Origin of the sequence: Microbacterium allomyrinae (assembly GCF_020682705.1) — a bacterium.
Taxonomy (GTDB): domain Bacteria; phylum Actinomycetota; class Actinomycetes; order Actinomycetales; family Microbacteriaceae; genus Microbacterium; species Microbacterium allomyrinae.
The window spans coordinates 838,084-857,209 of record NZ_JAGTTN010000001.1 but is presented as its reverse complement, the minus strand read 5'-3'; the positions used below and the strand labels follow the sequence as shown (position 1 = coordinate 857,209).

13 protein-coding genes are annotated in these 19,126 nt (G+C 71.4%); 7 read left to right on the top strand and 6 right to left on the bottom strand.

What is annotated here, in order from left to right:
- A complete protein-coding gene (locus tag KEC57_RS04095) occupies positions 1-561 on the bottom strand; it encodes a hypothetical protein (RefSeq protein ID WP_229383245.1) in 561 nt (186 codons plus the stop codon).
- Between the two features lie 208 nt (positions 562-769).
- Here KEC57_RS04095 and KEC57_RS04090 point away from each other — a divergent pair, with 208 nt between their 5' ends.
- Entirely contained in the window at positions 770-1,972 is a 1,203-nt protein-coding gene (locus KEC57_RS04090; RefSeq protein WP_229383244.1) for an exonuclease SbcCD subunit D, read from the top strand.
- On the top strand, positions 1,969-4,965 hold the full coding sequence (locus KEC57_RS04085; protein ID WP_229383243.1) for an AAA family ATPase: 2,997 nt from the start codon (positions 1,969-1,971) through the stop codon (positions 4,963-4,965). Before KEC57_RS04090 ends, KEC57_RS04085 begins: the two co-directional genes overlap by 4 nt.
- 17 nt (positions 4,966-4,982) lie before the next feature.
- Here the strand turns inward: KEC57_RS04085 and KEC57_RS04080 are convergent, their stop codons facing one another.
- Positions 4,983-5,540 (bottom strand): nucleosidase, encoded by a 558-nt coding sequence (locus KEC57_RS04080; protein ID WP_229383242.1) that lies wholly within the window; start codon positions 5,538-5,540, stop codon positions 4,983-4,985.
- Between the two features lie 101 nt (positions 5,541-5,641).
- On the opposite strand from KEC57_RS04080, the gene KEC57_RS04075 reads away from it, so the two are divergent.
- Complete coding sequence (locus KEC57_RS04075) at positions 5,642-7,192, top strand: MFS transporter (protein WP_443676943.1); 1,551 nt, start codon at positions 5,642-5,644, stop codon at positions 7,190-7,192.
- A 118-nt stretch (positions 7,193-7,310) separates the two neighbouring features.
- Here KEC57_RS04075 and KEC57_RS04070 read toward each other — a convergent pair whose 3' ends face one another.
- Positions 7,311-8,822: a lipase maturation factor family protein gene (locus KEC57_RS04070; protein WP_229383241.1), complete on the bottom strand. Its 1,512-nt coding sequence runs from the start codon at positions 8,820-8,822 to the stop codon at positions 7,311-7,313.
- A 124-nt stretch (positions 8,823-8,946) separates the two neighbouring features.
- Complete coding sequence (locus KEC57_RS04065) at positions 8,947-10,410, bottom strand: phytoene desaturase family protein (RefSeq protein WP_229383240.1); 1,464 nt, start codon at positions 10,408-10,410, stop codon at positions 8,947-8,949.
- A 265-nt stretch (positions 10,411-10,675) separates the two neighbouring features.
- Between KEC57_RS04065 and KEC57_RS04060 the strand changes: the two genes are divergently transcribed.
- Complete coding sequence (locus KEC57_RS04060) at positions 10,676-11,254, top strand: hypothetical protein (RefSeq protein ID WP_229383239.1); 579 nt, start codon at positions 10,676-10,678, stop codon at positions 11,252-11,254.
- A gap of 61 nt (positions 11,255-11,315) precedes the next feature.
- Here KEC57_RS04060 and KEC57_RS04055 read toward each other — a convergent pair whose 3' ends face one another.
- Positions 11,316-13,382, bottom strand: a complete 2,067-nt coding sequence (locus tag KEC57_RS04055) for an NAD(+) synthase (protein WP_229383238.1) — start codon at positions 13,380-13,382, stop codon at positions 11,316-11,318.
- 120 nt (positions 13,383-13,502) lie between these two features.
- Here KEC57_RS04055 and KEC57_RS04050 point away from each other — a divergent pair, with 120 nt between their 5' ends.
- Positions 13,503-17,195 (top strand): TM0106 family RecB-like putative nuclease, encoded by a 3,693-nt coding sequence (locus tag KEC57_RS04050; RefSeq protein ID WP_229383237.1) that lies wholly within the window; start codon positions 13,503-13,505, stop codon positions 17,193-17,195.
- A 46-nt stretch (positions 17,196-17,241) separates the two neighbouring features.
- Positions 17,242-17,562 carry a DUF3467 domain-containing protein gene (locus KEC57_RS04045; protein ID WP_229383236.1) on the top strand — a complete coding sequence of 107 codons (321 nt, stop codon included), beginning with the start codon at positions 17,242-17,244 and terminating at the stop codon, positions 17,560-17,562.
- Between the two features lie 317 nt (positions 17,563-17,879).
- Here the strand turns inward: KEC57_RS04045 and upp are convergent, their stop codons facing one another.
- A complete protein-coding gene (gene upp / locus KEC57_RS04040; RefSeq protein ID WP_229383235.1) occupies positions 17,880-18,512 on the bottom strand; it encodes a uracil phosphoribosyltransferase in 633 nt (210 codons plus the stop codon).
- Between the two features lie 130 nt (positions 18,513-18,642).
- Here upp and tadA point away from each other — a divergent pair, with 130 nt between their 5' ends.
- Positions 18,643-19,074, top strand: a complete 432-nt coding sequence (gene tadA / locus KEC57_RS04035; RefSeq protein ID WP_229383691.1) for a tRNA adenosine(34) deaminase TadA — start codon at positions 18,643-18,645, stop codon at positions 19,072-19,074.
- The last annotated feature ends 52 nt before the right edge of the window (positions 19,075-19,126 follow it).

The following is a 19,126-nucleotide window of genomic DNA, read 5'->3' as shown; positions in this document are numbered from 1 at the left end:
TCAGGCCGCGCCGGGCTGATCGCGCAGGCCGACGCGGTCGGGGATGTCGAACTGGACGTGCGGCAGCCACGTCGCAGGATCGGGCCAGGGACGCGACGTCGGCAGCGACCGCAGGCGCGAGCGCAGGGCGGGGCCGGACGCCTCGACCGGGAGCACGCGTGAGGGCGCGCGAAGGGCGAGCGCCCCGAGCCACCAGTGCCGCCACGTCCCCTCGATCGCCTCGGGTCCGGCGACGACGTAGTAGTCGGGCATCACGACCTCGCCCGAGGCGAAGAATCCGAGGAGCGTCTCGACCTCGATCTCGAGCGATCCGAGCGTGGCCCGCTCCTCGTAGAGCTCGACCCACGCCGCGGCGACGTGCTCGAGCGGGTCGGCATCGTGGATCACGTAGGGAGCGGATGCCGAGGTCACCAGGTGCGTCGCGACCGACGGATCCGCTTCGCGCAGTGACAGCGCGATGAGCGCCGGGACATCGGCGAGACCGGTCAGCAGCTCGTCACTGCCCGCCCCGACGAGCGCGACGACCGTGGATCGCGGGGCGGAGTCTGGGGTGGGCGCCATATTCCACGATATGCCCGCGGACCGGGTGCGCGCGCGACACCTCGCCGAGTCGCCGCATACGCGCGGCCGCAGGAGCGGGAGGCGACGGCGCGGTCTGAATCGGCCGAGTTCGTCCGGGCGGCGTTCGCAGAGAATGCGCAGGCAGGCGGTTCGCGCCTGCCCGGCTCGCCTCGATCGAGATGTCGGCGGGCGAACGTACGGTGTCAGCATGCGGATCCTGCACACCTCGGACTGGCACATCGGCCGGTCCTTCCACGGGCACTCGACGCTCGAGGCGCTGCGGGGCGTGCTCGAGGCGCTCGTCGAGCAGGTGCGCGAGCAGGGCGTCGACGTGGTGGTCGTCGCCGGCGACGTCTTCGACTCCGCCGCCCCGGCGGCGGGGGCGTACACCCTCCTCTCCGACGTGCTGCGCGGCCTCTCCGACACCGGCGCGACGGTGATCGTCACGAGCGGCAACCACGACTCCGCTGCACGGCTCGGGTTTCAGTCGGCACTGCTCCGCGACGGCGTGCATGTGCTCACGGATCCCGCATCGATCGGTGCTCCGGTGACCGTGTCGGACGACGACGGTCCCGTCCATTTCTACGGGATCCCGTTCCTCGAGCCCGTGCTCATGCGGCACGTCTGGCCGGGCGTGCGGTCGCAGGCCGACGTGCTCGAGCGGGCGATGGATCTCGTGCGCGCCGATCTCGCCGTCCGCGGCGGCCGCTCGGTCGCGATCGCGCACTGCTTCGCGGCAGGCGTCGAGCCGACGCCGCAGCTCGAGCGGGACATCCAGCAGGGCGGCCTCGACATCGTTGCGCTGTCGACCTTCGACGGCGTGGACTACATGGCTCTCGGGCACATCCACGGGCAGCAGCAACCGAGCCCGCGCGTGCGCTACTCGGGTGCACCGCTGCACTACAGCTTCGGTGAGCGGTTCAAGCCGCGCGGGTCGTGGCTCGTGGACCTCGGGCCCGACGGGCTGGGTGCGCAGTTGCCCGGGGCAGACGAATCGGACGCCGGCGACCAAGCTGCGCAGGCCGCGGTCCGGTGGCTGCCGCTCCCGGTGCCGCGCGCACTCACGACCCTCACCGGCACGCTGGAAGATCTGCTCGCAGATGCGCGCCACGCCCCGCACGAAGGCGACTGGATCAACGCCGAGTACACCGATCCGCTGCCGCAGCGCGACCCGATGCGCCGTCTGCTCGAGCGCTTCCCGTACTGCGCCGCGGTGGCGCACATCCCCGTCGCGGCGCGCGTCGACGATTCCCGCACGTACGCTGAGCGCGTGCGGGCGGCTCGTAACGACGCCGAGCTCGTGGATGCGTTCCTCCTCCACGTGCGCGACGGCGAAGGCGCGACGACCCGCGAGTACGAATTGATCGCCGAGATGCTCGGCCAGCGCACCCGTGCAGAGGCCACCGCATGAGGCTGCACCAGCTCGAGCTGACCGGGTTCGGACCCTTCCTCGAGCGTCAGAGCGTCGATTTCGACGCGTTCGCACGCGACGGGATCTTCTTGATCTCGGGCCGCACCGGCGCCGGCAAATCGAGCATCCTCGACGGCGTCTGCTTCGCGCTCTATGGATCGGTGCCGCGGTACGAGACCGGCGACAAGCGACTGCGCAGCGACCATTGCGCGCCCGACGAGCCGACCGAGGTGCGCCTGGAGTTCACCGTGGGCGACCGGCGCTGGCGCGTGACGCGCGCACCGGAGTATCAGCGACCCGCGCGCCGCGGCGGCGGGCTCACGACCGAGCCGACGCGCGCCGAGCTGGAAGAGCGGGTAGACGATGCCTGGGTCGGCCGTGCGGCCAAGCCGCGCGACGTGGGACTGCTGCTCGATGAGGTGCTGGGGTTGAACGCCCAGCAGTTCCAGCAGGTCATCCTGCTCGCCCAGAACAAATTCTCGCGGTTCCTCCTCTCGTCGGGCACCGAACGGCAGGCGCTGCTGCGGGCGTTGTTCGGCACCCGGCGCTACGAGGAGTACGCGCGCGACCTCGGCGAGCGCGGCAAAGCGGCGCAGCGTGAGCTCGACGCGGTCGGCGAGCGGGCACGAACCCTCCTCGAGCAGGCGGAGCGCCTCATCGCGGCGAACGACCTGGCCGACGAGGGCGATGCCCCGACCGATCTCGGCGCACGACGCGCCGCCGTCGAGCTCGGCGAGAAGCGGGCCGCATATCGACTCGAGACGCTGAGGCACGAACGCGATCGCGCCGACGCCGCCCGTGCGGCGGCCGACGACGAGCACGCCGCGCGGGTAGCGCTGGCGAAGGGGCAGTCCGAGCTCCTCCGCGCGCGGGAGCGCCTGACCGCGCTCGACGAAGCGGCTGCGAGCGTCTCCGATGACCGCGCAACGCTCACGCGCGGACGATCGGCCGAGACGCTGCGCGCGCCGCTCGAGACCGCGCGCCGTGCGCAGCGATCGGCCGCGGCATCCCGTGCCGCAGCAGACGACGCAGAAGCAGCATGGCGGGATGCCGCCGAGCGGGCCGGCGTGGATGCCGCCACCGACCTCGACGAGCTCGTCGAGACCCTCACCGGCGAGCTCGCGGTGTGGGTCGCGGCCGCAGCGCAAGAGGCCGAGTTGCCCGCACGCGAGAGCGAGCTGCGGGCCGGCGCCGGGCGTGTCGCCGACATCGAGCGCGACATCGACGCGCTCGATGCGCAACGGGCCGAGGTGCCCGCACGACTCACGCAGCTCGGCGCCGATATCGACCGTGCGCGTGAAGCAGCCGCCCACCTCGACCCCGCCCGATCCCGGCGCGACGCGATCGCCGAGCGCCTCGCCGCGGCACGCGAGACCCTCGCGTTGGCCACGAGCCTGCGCGACGCCGAGGTCGACCATCGTGACGCGGCCACCTCTGCCGCCGTGGCGGGCCGCACCGTCGCGAGCCTTCTCCAGCGACGACTCGACGGGTACGCGGGAGAGCTCGCGGCGACCCTCGCCGACGGGGAACGGTGCGCGGTGTGCGGCTCGGTGGAGCACCCGCATCCCGCGGCACCGGCGGACGATCCGGTGACCGACGAGATTCTGGCCGCGGCCGAATCCGAGCGCGATGCCGCGACGGCGGCCGAGCGTCGCGCGGCCGACATCGCCCGGGCCGCGCGGGAGCGTCACTCCGAAGCTGCCGCCCGAGCCGGCGGCGAGCAGCCCGCCTCGCTCGAGGAACAGCTGAACGCCGCCTCGTCAGAACTGTCGGCGGCGGAGAACGCGGCTGCGCGGCGAGACGCCCTCATCGCTGAGCGGAGTGCGCTCACCGCGCTCGATGGTGAGGCCGAGGCCGCGCGCGCCGTGCTCGTCGAAGGCCTGGGCGAGCAGCGGACGAGCGTCGCCGCGCTGATGTCGACGGTCGAGGGCATGCGCGCGGTCATCGACCGCGCGCGCGGCGAGCACCCCCGCGTCGCCGACCGGGTCGCATCGGCCGGATCGCTCCGCGACGTGGCGCGCTCGGCGGGATCGTCGCGCGCGCAGGCCGCACGCGACGAGCAGGTCCGTCTCGCCGCCTGCGCGGACCGGGACGCGCGCATCGCCGACTCGATCTTCGACGACGTGGCGTCGGCCGAGCGCGCCGTGATCGACCCCGCGGTCGCCGATACCCTCGCGGAGCGCATCGCGGCCCACGACGCCCACGTGGTGGCTGCACGCGGTCGTGTGCTCGAACTCGAGCTCGAACTCGCCGGCACCGCCGACGTGCCCATCGACCTCGCCGCGTCGCAGGCCGCGCTCGACGCGGCCGACGCTGCGCGGACGCTCGCGTTCGGGGCCGAGCGCGACGCCGATCACCTGGCGATCGGGCTGCGCGATCTCGCCGTGCAGATCGATGCGGCCTATGCGGGAGCAGCCGACCGCGCCGCCGACGCGGCGGCCATCGCCCGTCTCGCCGACACCGTCGCCGGCCGGGCGCCGAACACCATGAAGATGGACCTCGAGACCTTCGTGCTGGCCGCCGAGCTCGAAGAGATCGTCGCCGCCGCCAACCTCCGACTCGGCGACATGTCGTCCGGACGCTACCGCCTGCAGCACTCCGATGCCCGCGCGGCGCGGGGGGCGGCATCCGGACTCGGGCTCGAGATCCTCGACGCCTACACCGGGCAGGCGCGTCCGGCGCAGTCGCTGTCAGGCGGCGAGACGTTCCTCGCGTCGCTCGCGCTCGCGCTCGGACTCGCCGAAGTCGTGACCGCACGCGCCGGGGGAGTGCGGCTCGACACTCTGTTCGTCGACGAAGGCTTCGGGTCTCTCGACGACGAGACCCTCGAGCTCGCCATGCGCACGCTCGACGAACTGCGCCAAGGGGGACGCACGGTCGGAGTCATCAGTCATGTGGCGGCGATGAGAGAGCAGCTTCCGGCGCAGCTCAGCGTCGAGGCGAGCCCGCACGGGCCGAGCCGGATCCGTCAGGACGCCATCGCACCCGCGTAGCGGGCCTCCCGACCGGATCAGACGCCGTACTCAGCCTGGATCCGCTCGCGCAGCTGATGGCTGCACGCGGTGACCGCCGCGCGCCAGTCGGTGATGGCATCATCCTGGGCGCGGTCCGACACGGCCTTGATCACCCGGATGGGAACACCGAAGCGCTCGGCGACCCACACGTACGCATAGGTCTCCATGTCGACCAGGCCGCCGCCCAGCTGCCGGATCACCTCGACCGCGGCGGCGTCGTCCACGAAATGATCGCCGGTCGCGATCGTCACACCGCTGCGCCCGAGCTCGATCCGCGTCGGCAGCGAGACGTGCTGGCCGACGATCCCGTCGATGTCGGTCACATCGTGCTGGATCACCGCGTCGATCTCGTAGAGCGACGCCTCGAGTGCGGGATCGATCGCGCCCGCAGTGCCGACCACGACGATCTCGTCGTACGCGCGCGCATCGAGAGCTCGCGTCAGGGCGTACGTCGCCTGCAGCTTGCCCGGACCCGTGACGAGTCGGTCGAAGCCGGGAAGCTCCGCAGGAAAGGCGACGAGTTCGGCCTCGAGGGCGGCGACGAGAAGTCTCACCCCACCATTCTCCCAGGCCATCGGCCACTTCTCGGCGCCGGAGCGCTGCGCAGTTCGTGCTGTGCCCCCCGGAGTCGGAAGCCCGCGCTAGCCTGAAGATGATGTCCCGCTCCGAATCCAGGCCCCAACAGACCGCGAGCGTGCCCGTGGGGAGCGGGGCGGCGCATCCGGTCACCGCCGCGATCCCGCTCTCGTCGCGAGCGCGCTGGCAGGCGTTCTGGGTGTGCGTCTCGGTCGCCGCGATCACGATCCTCGACATGACGAAGGTCAATGTCGCGCTCCCGTCGATCGGCGAGGTGCTGGACGCCGGATCGACCGAGCTGCAGCTGATCGTGTCGGGTTTCGTGCTCACCTTCGGACTCGTGCTCGTGCCGATGGGGCGCCTGGGCGACCAGCGTTCGCGCCGCACGCTGTTCGTCGTCGGACTGTCGCTTTACACGCTCACGAGCATCCTGTGCGCGCTGGCGCCGACCGCGACCGTGCTGCTGATCGGGCGTCTGCTGCAGGGCGTGGCGGCCGGCATCCAGATGCCGCAGGTGCTCGGCATGGCGCAGGAGCTGTTCCAGGGAAAAGAGCGGGGCCGGGCGTTCGGGCTGTTCGGCGCGACGATCGGGGTGGCGACGGCCTTCGGCCCCACCCTGGGCGGACTGCTCATCGCGCTCGGCGGCCCGACCGATGGGTGGCGGCTCATCTTCTGGATGAACGTGCCGCTCTGCCTCGCCGCGATCGTCTTCACGCTGTGGCTGCTTCCCGACACGCGTACGCGATCGCGTCGTCCGGTGCAGCTGGACCCGGTCGGCATCCTGCTGTTCGGCGCCAGTGTGATCTCGCTGATGTGGCCGTTCCTCTTCACGACGGGAGCGCCCACCGACAACCCCGCGCGGTGGTGGCTGCTGGTCGCCTTCGCGCTCTTCGTCTCGGCGTTCATCGCCTGGGAGCGGCGCTACGCGGCTCGCGGGCGCAGCCCCCTCATCCCGCTGAAGCTCTTCCGCATCTCGTCGTACCGCAACGGCACGCTGCTGCAGACGGCATACTTCACCGCGGTCCCGGCGATGTTCCTCGTGTCGACGCTGTACCTGCAGATCGGTCTCGGCCTCGCCCCGGTGTACGCCGGAATGACCTCGATCGGGTTCGCGCTGGCCAGCGCCGTGACCTCGTGGATCGGCGGCAACCTCGTCAGCAGCCACGGCCGCATCATCGTCGTCTGGGGGCTCGTCGCCATCCTCGCGAGCGTCGGGGGCCTCGTGCTCGCGGCGCTGTACACGGATCCAGCGTGGACGCCGTACGTCATGGCGGCGATCATGACCGTCGCCGGTGCCGGCGGCGGGCTCGTGATCGCGCCGAACCAGACGCTCACCCTCGCCGACATCCCCGTCAAACAGGGGGGTCTCGCCGGCTCCGTCGGCCAGCTCGGTCAGCGCATCGGCGCCGCCGTGGGCACCGCGGTCGCGCTGTCGCTGTTCTACGCGACGATCTACCGCGAATCCGGGGCCGACAGCGACACCCTCGTGGTCTACCACGACGCGTTCGCGTTCGGGATGATGGCGGTCGGGCTGTTCCTCGCGCTCGCGTTCATCGTGTCGATCGTCGACCTGACGGTGCGGCGCAAGAATCACGAGGTGCCCGATGGCGCCGAGCCTCGCATGCCCTGATTTCCTCCGTGCGCTTCCGCTGGAGTTGCCCCAGATCGCCGCTTCCGGCGTGTGACGCGACAACATGCGGCAAACGAACACCTGCTCGGAGGCCGGGCGGCGGCGCGGGACCCCCGGATCACCGGCGGAGCGAGACCGGACCCATCACGGGGCGCCGGCGATCGCGCACCCAGCGTGCCCGTTCGGCGCGGAACTCCTCACGGGTGGCGAAGCGGTAGCGGTACGACACCGCTCGCACCCATCGCGGGCGCTCGCCCGCGAACGGATCGCGTGCGAGCAGGCGCAGGGTCGCGGGATCCGCTTCGAGAAGTCTCACGAGGAACACCGTGAACCAGTCGTCGAGCGACCGGCCGAGCGGCAGGAACCACATCAGCCAGTCGAGCCGCAGGTGGTACGGAGCGAACTGCCGGGGCACGCGGTGCACCTCGCCCGGCTTTCCCTTGAACTCGTATTCGTGCCAGGTCGCCGCATCCGGATCCGGATCGGTCGTCCCCTCGACGACGATCTCGATCCGCTCCTTCGTGACCGTGCCGAACGCGCCGTACGCGTTGGCCAGCTGCCAGCGGTTGAAGCTCGCGTTCATCAGCTGCCGGTGCGCGAAGAGGTTCTGCAGCGGCCACCAGCTCAGCACGACGTAGAGCGCGGCGAGGGCCGATGTGACGACGAGCCAGGGCAGCGGGATCCCGTCGACGATTCCGCCCGGATGCTGCGGGGGCGCCGTGGCCGGCGACCCGATCCCGGGCAGACCGATCGCCGAGAACGCGAGCACGACGGTCATCCAGTTGAGCCACGCGAAGTTCCCCGTCAGCACGAGCCACAGCTGGGTGGCGATCACGATCGCCGCAGCGACCGCTCCGACGATCGCGGGGATCGGCCCGGGCACGAAGAGTCCGAGGAGGGGAGCGAACAGGAACCACGGCACCACGAGCTGCGCGAAGTGGTTGCCGAGCACTTCGCCTCGATGGATCCATCGAGGCAGCAGGTGCGCCTGACGGCTGAGCGGGCCGGGCATCGGCTGGGTCTCGTGGTGATACATGAGCGCCGTGAGGTCGCGCCACTCCCGCCCGCCGCGGATCTTGATCATGCCGGCACCGAACTCGAGGCGGAACACGAGCCACCAGAACAGCACGATCACGACGGTCGACGGCGGCTGCGAATCAGAGCCGAGGAACGCCGCGAGGAAGCCCGCCTCGAGCAGCAGCATCTCCCATCCGAACCCGTAGAAGGTCTGGCCGATGCTCGTGATCGACATGTATCCGAGCCACAGGCCGAGGAAGCACAGCATCGGCACCCACGGCGGACCCAGCTGCGGGATGCCGCACACCAGGGCCGCCGCGAGCACGATGCCTGCGACGCACAGGTCCACGAGTCGTCGATCGGTGTAGCGGACGGCGAGGAAGAGCGTGGGGTGGAGCAGGCGGCGTGCTCGCGTGCGCCCGGTCCCTGAGCCTGCGGAGGCGCGGGCGCGAGCCCATTCGATCAGCTCGGGTGCGGGGAGCAGGCCGTGCTCGCCGAGGAGCGGACGGAACTGGTTCAGCGTCGAGAGGAACGCGACGACGAAGAGGCCCGCGATGCCTCGCTGCAGCACCTGTCGCGCGAACTCGAAGTCGACTGCCGCGAAGCCGTCCATGGCTCAGTCGCCGTCCGCCCGTCGCCGGGTGCAGAACTCCACGGAAACCGCCGCAAACCTCGCAGCCGCACCCGCCACAGCCGGCTGACGCTCCGGATCCGTGGAGTTCTGCAGGGGGACCATGTCAGCCTCCGGGGAACAGATCCTCGAGACCTACGCGCTCGGCGCCGTCGCGCAGGGCCTGACGCGCGGCGTACCAGCCGGGCATGCCGGTGACGCCCGGGCCGGGCGGCGTCGCCGCCGATGCGAGGTACACCCCGCGCAGCGGCGTTCGCCAGGGCGTGCGCGAGATCACGGGGCGCCGGAAGGCCTGTGTGAACGTGAACGCTCCGCCCAGGATGTCGCCGCCGATGTCGGCAGGGTTGTACCGTGCGCGATCGGCGGCGGTCATGGCTCGGGTCGCGAGGATGCGCGCGCGGAAGCCTGGCGCGAAGCGCTCGACCTGCCGGGTCACCGCCTCCGTCGGATCGAACGTGGAGTTCGCGGGGACGTGGATGTAGGCCCACAGCACGTGCTTGCCCGCGGGCGCGCGCGTGTCGTCGAGCACCGTCGGCTGTACCGAGAGCACGTACGGGTGCTCGGCCAGCGTGCCGCGTGCCACGGCGTTCTCGCTCGCCTCGATCTCTTCCCGCGTACCGCCGAGATGCACGGTCGGAGCGAGTGCGACGTCGGGGTGCGCCCAGGGAACGGGCCCGTCGAGCGCGAAGTCCACCTTCGCCGCGGCCTGGCCGTACCGGTAGCCGAGCACGGCGGAGGCGTACCGCGCGGGCAGTCCGGGGTGCGTCAGCAGCAGACGCGGCGTGGTGTCGAGCAGCAGCAGATCTCCGGCATCCGGGTCGCCCCAGTCGAGGTCGGCGAGTGTGGTGACGAGTTGCTCCGTCTCGACGCTGCCACCGTGGGCGCGCAGGTCGTCGACCAGGGCGTCGGCGATGCGCTGGGCACCGCCCCGCGGGAAGGCCCAGCCGTCGGCGGAGTGCCCGTGCGCGGCGAGGAACAGCCCCGATGCGGCGGCGCCGACCGACGGCAGGCGCGTGTTCGCGTGGGCGAGCACACCGGCCAGCAGCGCGTTCGCCTCCTCCGTCGCGAACGTCCCGCGTCCGAGCCGTGAGCCCAGCTGCAGGCTCCGCAGCCCGAAGCGCGCGGTCGTGATCGGATGCCGCGGCCACCGCAGCAGCTGAGATCCGGTGAAATCGACGACGCCGCCCAGATGGGAGCTCAGCGGCCTCATCACGGCCCGCCACGCCCCTGCGTCGCGGCCTAGTCCGAGGGCGGTGCGTTCGAGGTCGCGCCACGCGATCCCGGCACGGCCGCCGTCGAGGGGCTGGGCGTACGACGCGCGCGGATGCAGCCACTCGATGCGATCGCGAATGCCGAACGCGCGGAAGAACGGCGACGACAGGGCCGCCGGATGCACCGCCGAGCACACGTCGTGGTGGAAGCCGGGGAGCGTCAGGTCGGCGGTGCGCACGCCCCCTCCGACGGAGCGCGCGGCCTCGAGCACTCGTACCTCGTACCCGGCGCGGGCGAGCGACACCGCGGCGGCGAGTCCGTTCGGCCCGCTGCCCACCACCGTCGCGCGCTTGACCATGCCCTCATCCTCCCACCGGCGGTCCGCCACGGGGCGGCGGTGTCCCGCAGGGCTGTGACGGGCGGCCGGTGCCGTACCGGAATAAGGGAACCGCCGAGATGAGCGCCCTGGCCGCGGCATCCGTCGCCGTCTCGGCGCATCCCGTCAGCTGGGCGCATCCCTCGGTCTCAGCACACGAGCGCGGGTCTGGGCGTGGCGGACTTCCCGACCGGCGGGCCGCCCGCCAGGATGGAGGTGCGGCCTCCGCCGCGGGAAGAGGTGGATCATGCAATCGGTGCTGCTGGACACCCCGACGGGGATCACCGCCCGGCTCGGGTGGGACCCCAAGGTCGCGGAGCACGACCGCAAGCGCGCGCTGGCGAAAGAGATCATCGCCGAACGGCTCGGCGTCGAGACCCGCGACGTGCGCGTCGAGCGCGAGGCTCCTCGAACCTTCGGCTTCCACACGCAGCTCATCGCGGAGGTCGCCGGTCAGGACGTGCCGCTGAAGATCCGCAACGTGAATTTCCGCGCGGCGACGGTGGTCGCCGTCGCGGACCACGAGATGCCGCTCGGGCTCGATCTGCGCGACGCGCACCCCGACGACGCCGAGCTCCACATCATGAAGCGGCACTCGCATCTTCCGGATGAGAACGACCTCGGAAGGCTCCTCGCCCACTGGACCCGGGTGCAGGCCGTCCGTGACGCCGACGGACGGGGGGCACGCGTCGCGGCAGATCACGTGCGTCTGGACAGCCCGCTCACGCGCGGCTGGATCCCCGACCGGCACGCGCAGTACCAGCTCGCCGATCTGTCGCGCGACGGCTGGATCATCACGCTCGCCTACGGCAAGCCCGCGTCCTGATCCGTACGGACGGGCACGTGAGCGGATGCCGCGGGCCGCGGCCTCCGGTGGGGTGAGAGTCTCAGCGAGCCGGGTCGACGAGGTCGGGCAGTGCCGCGTGCAGCTCCGCGAGCCATGCCGTTGCGTTGCCGTCCGACGGCGCCCGCCAATCGCCGCGCGGCGAGAGCGAGCCCGCCGGTGACACCTTCGGCCCGTTCGGGATCGCGGATCGCTTGAACTGCGCGAACGCGAAGTAGCGCTGCAGGAACACCTGCAGCCACTTCGCGACGGCGGGCAGATCGTAGGCGTAGCGGTCCTCGTCGGGGAAGCCGGGAGGCCAGGCTCCGGCATCCGCATCTCCCCAGGCCTGGGAGGCGAGATATGCGATCTTCGACGGGCGGAACCCGTAGCGCAGCACGTGGAACAGCGCGAAGTCGTGGAGCGCGTACGGGCCGATGCGGTCCTCGGTGGACTGCATCCTGCCGTCCTGGCCGGCGGGCACGAGTTCGGGGCTGATCTCGGTGTCGAGCACCGACTGCAGCACGGCGATCTCCCGCTCGTCCACGCCTTCGCGGTGCGAGATCACCCAGCGGATCACGTGCTGGATGAGGGTCTTGGGCACGCCGGCGTTGACGGCGTAATGGCTCATATGGTCGCCGACGCCGTAGGTCGCCCAGCCCAGCGCGAGCTCGGACAGGTCCGACGTGCCGATCACCATGCCGCCGTGGTGGTTCGCGAGGCGGAAGAGGTAGTCGGTGCGAAGCCCCGCCTGCACGTTCTCGAAGGTGATGTCGTGAACGGGCTCGCCGTCGGCGAACGGATGCCCGAGACGTTCGAGCATCTCAGTCGCGAGCGGGCGGATGTCGATCGTCTCGATCGATGCGCCCACCGACTCCGCGAGGGCGATGGCATTGGACTTGGTGTGCTCGCTCGTGGCGAATCCGGGCATCGTGTACGCGAGGATGTCACTGCGCGGACGCCCCATGCGGTCCATGGCGCGCGCCACGACCAGCAGCGCGTGCGTGGAGTCCAGTCCGCCGCTCACGCCGATGACGGGCTTCGGCCCGCCGATCGCGCTCATGCGCTGCACGAGCCCCGAGACCTGGATGTTGAAGGCCTCATAGCAGTCCTGCGCGAGGCGCGCGGGATCGTCGGGCACGAACGGGAACCGGTCGAGGGTGCGGCGCAGGCCCACGTCGGTCTGCGGGGGATCGAGCTCGAAGTGCACGGTGCGAAACGCGGCATCCGACGCGGTGGCCCGACGATTGTCGTCGAACGTGCCCTGGCGCAGACGATCCTGGCGCAGGCGGTCCAGATCGACGTCAGCGACCGAGCGCCGGGGCCCGTCCGGGAATCGCTCGGTCTCGACGAGGAGGGTCCCGCCCTCGTAGATCATCGTCTGCCCGTCCCACGACAGATCGTTGGTCGACTCGCCCATGCCGGCGGCGGCATATGCGTACGCGGCGAGGCACCGCAGGGATTGCGACTGCACGAGATCCTTGCGGTCCTCGGCGCGCGCGATCGTGATCGGGCTGCCGCTGAGGTTCAGCAGCACCGTGGCACCCGCGAGCGCCGCGTGCGACGAAGGCGGGATCGGCACCCACACGTCCTCGCAGATCTCGGCGTGCACCACGAGTCCCGGAACGTCGAGCGCCTCGAACAGCAGGTCGGGCCCGAAGGGCGCCTCGAGCGCGCCGACGCGGATGTCCTGCCCGGCCTGGTCATCGCCGGGCGCGTACCAGCGGCGCTCGTAGAACTCTCGGTATGTCGGCAGATACGACTTGGGCGCGACGCCGAGCAGCTCGCCGCGGTGGATCACCACGGCACAGTTGTAGAGGCGGTTGCGGTGACGCAGCGGCGCGCCCACGACGAGCATCGGGAAGAGATCGACGGATGCTGCCACCAGCGCCTCGATCGCACGCTCGACGCCGTCGAGCACGGCGTCCTGCAGCACGAGATCGTCGATCGAGTACCCGGTCAGGCACAGCTCCGGGAAGACGGCGACCGCGACCGCGTCGGCATCGCATTCGCGGGCGGTCGCCAGGACCGCGTGAGCGTTCGCCGACGGGTCGGCGATGGCGACCGGGATCGTGCACGCGGCGACGCGGGCGAAGCCATGCCGGTACGCGCTCTCGAAGGGCAGGCTCATGGGCTCCAGTCTGGCAGGTGGCCCCGGCATCCCGCCTCTCGTGGTCTGCGAGCCTCACCTTCGCCCGGATGAGAAGGGGTGTCCGCCGCCGCGGCTATGGTCGAGGGCGGGAAGGGATGCATGCGATACATCGAAGACGAGGGCCGGATCGTCTGGAGCGCGAGCGACCTCAAAGCCGCCGCCGAGTGCGAGTTCGCGTGGCTGCGAGGGATCGACGCGAGGCTGGGGCGAGTGGCCGCGGTCGAAGAGCCGGAAGACCTGACGCTCGAGCGCGCCGGCCGGCTCGGCACGGTCCACGAGCGTCGCGTGCTGGCCGACTACGTCGAGCGGTTCGGCGCGGGGGTGGCCCTGATCCCCGAGACGAGATCGTCGGATGCTGCGGGCCTGGCCGCTGCGGTCGCCGCGACGAATGCGGCACTGGCCTCCGATGCCGACGTCGTCTACCAGGCCGCCTTCGCCACGTCGGACTTCGTCGGCTTCGCCGACTTCCTCGTACGCGACCCTTCGCCCGACTCGGTGCCCGCGGCCGACGGGAGGACGACAGCCGTCTCGCCGGTCGCCGAACCCGATCGACGCATGCGTCCGTGGATCGTGCAGGACACGAAGCTTGCCAGGCACGCGCGCGTGACCGCTCTGATGCAGCTCGCCGCGTACGTGGCGCAGCTCGATCGACTGGGTGTCGCCCGCTCCGACCGGGTCGAACTCCTCCTCGGCGACGGCAGCGTCAGCGTGCACGAGGTCGACGATCTGCTCCCGGTGTTCGAACTGCGCCGCGAGCGGCTCGCAGAGCTCATCGCCGACCGTCGCCTCGATCGAGGCGCCGCGGGCGAGCCGATCGCGTGGGGCGACCCCCGGGGCGAACTGGGCGTCGTGGCGTGTGGGCGATGCGCGACGTGCGATGCCGAGGTCGTGGCGTCCCGCGATCTGCTTCTGGTCGCAGGCATGCGACCCGTGCAGCGGGAGCGGCTGCGCGCGGCGGAGGTCGACACGATCGACGCTCTCGCGGTGACGCTGACAGCGCCGGTGGGCATGAACCCCGAGGTGTTCGCCTCGCTGCGGACGCAGGCGCGCCTGCAGCTCGAGAGCCCCGCCGGCACGCCACCGCTGTATCCGTCGGCCGTCGCCTCGCCTCCGTCCGGGGCATCGTCGCCGTCGGTCGAAGCGGCGGAGCGCGACGACCGGCTATCACCCGCGCTCCCGCCGGTCCCCGTCTACGAGGTCGTGGCGCCCCAGGCGCTCGGCGCCCTGCCCCGGCCGGACCACGGCGATCTCTTCTTCGACTTCGAGGGCGATCCGCTGCACACCGAGCCGTTGTCGGCGGGGCGCGAGGCCGAGCCCGCGCAATGGGGCATCGACTACCTGTTCGGCTGGGTCGACGTCCGCGAGCAGTACACGGCGCTGTGGGCCCACTCGTTCGCCGACGAGAAGCGCGCGCTCGAGACGTTCCTCGACATCGTCCACCTGCGACGACAGCAGCACCCCGACATGCACATCTACCATTACGCGCCGTATGAGCCGACGCACCTGCTGGCGATGGCGGCGCGCCACGGCGTGCGCGAGGCCGACGTCGATCGCCTGCTGCGCGACGGGGTCTTCGTCGACCTGTATCCGGTCGTGCGCCGCGCGCTGCGAGTGGGATCGCGGTCGTACTCGATCAAGAAGCTCGAACCGCTCTACATGGGCGCCGAGGTGCGCACGAGCGATGTGCAGAAGGGCGACGACTCCATCGTCCGCTACGTCGAGGCCCGAGCGCTGCTGGCCGACGGCGACGAGTCCGGCGGGCGGGAGATCCTCGACGACCTCGCCGACTACAACCGCTACGACTGCGTCTCGACGCGGCGGCTGCGCGATTGGCTGGTCGATCGGGCGCGCGAGGCGGGGCTGCGACCGTCGCCGAACCCCGAGCCCGACGAGAAGGCCTACGAGCCCTCCGCTCGCGCCACCGTCCTCGATGCGCTCGCGCTGCAGCATCCGGTCGATTCGCCTGTCGCACGATCGCTGCACCTGGGTGCCGCCGCGATCGACTACTACCCGCGCGAGGCGAAGTCCTTCTGGGCGACGCACTTCCTGCGCCTGCGCGAGCCCGTGTCGCTGTGGGAGCAGACGCGCGACGTCGTCGCGATCGATCCCGTGCGCAGCCGCGTCAGGGAGGACTGGCACTACGCCGAGAGCGGGCGCGGCGGCGAGCGCCGCATCGTCGAGCTGCGCGGCGAACTCGCACCCGGCACACGGGTCAGCGAGGGCGCGAACCCGTTCGCCCTGTACGAGCTGCCCGCGCCGTATCCGTTCGACGCGTCGCCGCGCTGGATCCACTCGTATCGCGGCGTCAAGGTCGTCGAGGTGCTCGATGACGGCGCCGTCGTGGAAGAGACCGCGGTGGACGGCCACACGTGGGCCGAGCTGCCCGTGGCGCTCACCCCCGCCGCGCCCCCGGGCGCCGGCAACCAGCAGTCCGCGATCGATGCGTGGGCAGATGCCGTCATCGCCGCATCGCCGGAGCTGCCCGCAGATCCCGCCACCGACATCCTCGGCCGTCGTGCCCCCCGCACGCTCTCCGGCGCGCTGCCCGAGGTAACCGGCGACATCGTCGATGCGATCACCCGCGCCGTGTCGAACCTCGACCGCAGCTACCTCGCCGTGCAGGGGCCGCCCGGAACAGGCAAGACCTACGTCGGGTCGCACGTGATCGCCCGACTCGTGCGTGAGCAGGGCTACAGGGTCGGCGTCGTCGCGCAGGGCCACGCGACCGTCGAGCAGCTTCTGGATCGCGTCATCGAGGCCGGCGTTCCGCCGGTGCAGGTCGGCAAGGCGCCCAAGGATCCCACGGCGGAGCACGCGTTCACGGTTCTGCCGAAGAACGGCGTCGCCGCATTCGCCGCCGAGCACGAGGCGTCCGGCTTCGTCGTCGGCGGCACCGCGTGGGACTTCAGCCATGAGGGCCGCATTCCCCGGGGCAGTCTCGACCTGCTCGTCGTCGACGAGGCGGGCCAGTTCTCGCTGGCCTCGACCATCGCGGTCTCCCTGGTGGCGCCCCGCCTGTTGCTGCTGGGCGACCCGCAGCAGTTGCCGCAGGTGAGCCAGGGCACGCACCCGGCGCCGGTCGACACCTCGGCGCTCGGCTGGGTCATGGACGGCGCCGATGTCATCCCGCACGAATACGGCTACTTCCTCGCCCAGACCCGCCGTATGCGTCCCGAGGTCGCCGCGCCCGTCTCGACGCTGTCGTACCGCGGCGAACTCGCCGCCCACCCGTCGACCGCGTTGCGCAGGCTGGAGGGCATCGAGCCCGGACTCGTGCCGATCGCGCTCCGCCACCACGGCAACGCCACGCAGTCCCTCGAAGAGGCGGCCGAGGTGGCGCGGATCGTCGGGGATCTCGTCGGCCGCGCATGGGCGGGTATCGCCATCGATGCCGAGGGGGCGGCGACCACCATCCCGCCACGCCCGCTCGGCCAGGCCGATCTCATCGTGGTGACGCCGTACAACGCCCAGCAGGTCGCGGTCGAGGAGGCGCTCGCCTCGGCGGGGTTCCCCGATGTTCCGGTGGGGACCGTCGACAAGTTCCAGGGCAAAGAGGCCGCGGTCGCGATCGTCTCGCTCGCGGCGTCCTCGGGGCGCGAGGCGCCGCGCGGGCTGGAGTTCCTGCTGCTGCGCAACAGGCTCAACGTCGCGATCTCGCGGGCGATGCACACCGCCTACCTCGTCTACTCGCCCGGGCTCCTCGACGATCTGCCGTACACGCCGGAGGGCGTCGCGCGCCTGAGCGGCTTCGCGCGGCTCGTCGGGCATGGCGGATCCACGACGACCCGATGAGGACCCCCGCGTAGACTCGCGCTCGACCGCACCGACAGGAGGCAGCATGGCCGACGAGGCACCGCGTCAGTTCGAGATCGACCTGCCGCCCGAACTCATCGGCGGTGCATACGCCGACTTCGCGAACGTGTGGCACACGCCGACGGTCTTCGTGATGGATTTCCTGACCCTTGCACAGCCACCGCGCGAGCAGGTGGACGCCGAGACCGGTCAGCGCCAGACCGTGGTTCCCGCACGGGTGGTGAGCCGGATCAGGATTCCTCCCGAGCAGGTGTTCGAGCTCGCGAAGGCGCTCACGCAGCAGCTCGAGTTCTGGGAGCAGGAGACCGGACGCCGCGCTCCGCAGGAACCCCCGATCGCCGACTGAGGCCTCGGACGGTGGCGCACGGACGCGGCGGTCGGACGCGACCTCGATAGACGTCCGCTCGCACAGTGTCAACCCTGTTGGATGCGCCATGCCCCCCGCGTAGCCTGACAGAGCGTCCACGGACGCGGGCGCGGTGCTCGTTCGGCGAGGGGCGGGTGCCGCGCCGCAGCAGTCCGCGTATCACCCGGTGTCGCCGTCCCCCGTCGGGGGACGGAGCGGGCCGGCCCCGGAGCGCACCGTCGCCGCGAATCGGCGAAGCGGGGCGCGATCGCGCCGAAGGGTCTGATCGCGCCGAAGGGTCTGATCGCGCCGAAGGGTCAGACGGTGCCGTAGAGGCGGTCGCCCGCGTCACCGAGACCGGGCACGATGTACCCCTTCTCGTTGAGCCTCTCGTCGACCGCGCCGAGCACGAGGGTCACGTCGCGCCCGGCGACCTGCTTCTCGATCGCGGCGACGCCTTCCGGCGCGCCCAGGATGCAGATCGCGGTGACGTCCTGCGCGCCGCGCTGGAAGAGGAACTCGATGGCCGCACCCAGCGACCCGCCCGTGGCCAGCATGGGGTCGAGCACGAAGCACTGACGATCGCTCAGATCTTCGGGCAGCCGTTCGGCGTACGTGGTCGGCTCGAGGGTCTCCTCGTTGCGCGCCATCCCGAGGAAGCCGACCTCGGCCGTGGGAAGGAGCTTGACCATCCCCTCGAGCATGCCGAGTCCTGCGCGCAGGATCGGCACGACGAGGGGGCGCGGCTCGCTGATCTTCACGCCGGTCGTCGTCGTGACGGGGGTCTGGATCTCGATGGGCGAGACGCGGACGTTGCGCGTCGCCTCGTACGCGAGCAGCGTGACGAGCTCTTCGGTGAGCTGCCGGAACACCGGCGAGGGCGTGCGCTCATCGCGCAGCACCGTGAGCTTGTGGGTGACGAGAGGGTGGTCGGCGACGTGCAGGCGCATACGCCCAGGGTAGTGCGTGCGAGGCCGTTCTCCGGGGGCGTCATCGATCGCGCATCACGCAACGAGCGATGAGAGATCGACGGGCGTCTACGCTCGTGCTGTGACCGTCGATCCGGGGGACCTTGCCGCGATGCAGCGCGCCCTCGCGCTGGCCGCGGCGGCAGGCGAGGCCGGCGACGTACCCGTCGGAGCGGTGGTGACGGATGCCGCCGGCGAAGTCATCGGAGAGGGGCGCAATCTCCGCGAGGTCACGCACGATCCCACCGCGCACGCCGAAGTCGTCGCGCTGCGCGATGCCGCACAGGCCGTCGGCTCGTGGAACCTCGAAGGCTGCTCGCTCGTGGTCACCCTCGAGCCGTGCGTGATGTGCGCGGGCGCAGTGCTGCAATCGCGGATCTCGCGCGTGGTGTTCGGGGCCTGGGACGACAAGGCCGGCGCCGCGGGATCGATGTACGACGTTCTGCGCGACCGGCGCCTGCCGTACCGTGCCGAGGTGATCGGAGGAGTCCGCGAGGACGAGGCATCCGCTCTGCTGCGTGCGTTCTTCGACGCTCGGCGCTGACACCCGCCCCCGCGCATGCGGGGGTTCACGCGCGGGTCATCGGGGGGTCTGC

Coding starts and splice junctions, on each gene's coding strand:
- KEC57_RS04095 (WP_229383245.1), bottom strand. CDS start 561: ATGGCGCCCACCCCAGACTCCGCCCCGCGATCCACGGTCGTCGCGCTC.
- KEC57_RS04065 (WP_229383240.1), bottom strand. CDS start 10,410: ATGGTCAAGCGCGCGACGGTGGTGGGCAGCGGGCCGAACGGACTCGCC.
- KEC57_RS04085 (WP_229383243.1), top strand. CDS start 1,969: ATGAGGCTGCACCAGCTCGAGCTGACCGGGTTCGGACCCTTCCTCGAG.
- KEC57_RS04060 (WP_229383239.1), top strand. CDS start 10,676: ATGCAATCGGTGCTGCTGGACACCCCGACGGGGATCACCGCCCGGCTC.
- KEC57_RS04090 (WP_229383244.1), top strand. CDS start 770: ATGCGGATCCTGCACACCTCGGACTGGCACATCGGCCGGTCCTTCCAC.
- tadA (WP_229383691.1), top strand. CDS start 18,643: ATGCAGCGCGCCCTCGCGCTGGCCGCGGCGGCAGGCGAGGCCGGCGAC.
- KEC57_RS04055 (WP_229383238.1), bottom strand. CDS start 13,382: ATGAGCCTGCCCTTCGAGAGCGCGTACCGGCATGGCTTCGCCCGCGTC.
- KEC57_RS04045 (WP_229383236.1), top strand. CDS start 17,242: ATGGCCGACGAGGCACCGCGTCAGTTCGAGATCGACCTGCCGCCCGAA.
- KEC57_RS04075 (WP_443676943.1), top strand. CDS start 5,642: ATGTCCCGCTCCGAATCCAGGCCCCAACAGACCGCGAGCGTGCCCGTG.
- upp (WP_229383235.1), bottom strand. CDS start 18,512: ATGCGCCTGCACGTCGCCGACCACCCTCTCGTCACCCACAAGCTCACG.
- KEC57_RS04070 (WP_229383241.1), bottom strand. CDS start 8,822: ATGGACGGCTTCGCGGCAGTCGACTTCGAGTTCGCGCGACAGGTGCTG.
- KEC57_RS04050 (WP_229383237.1), top strand. CDS start 13,503: ATGCGATACATCGAAGACGAGGGCCGGATCGTCTGGAGCGCGAGCGAC.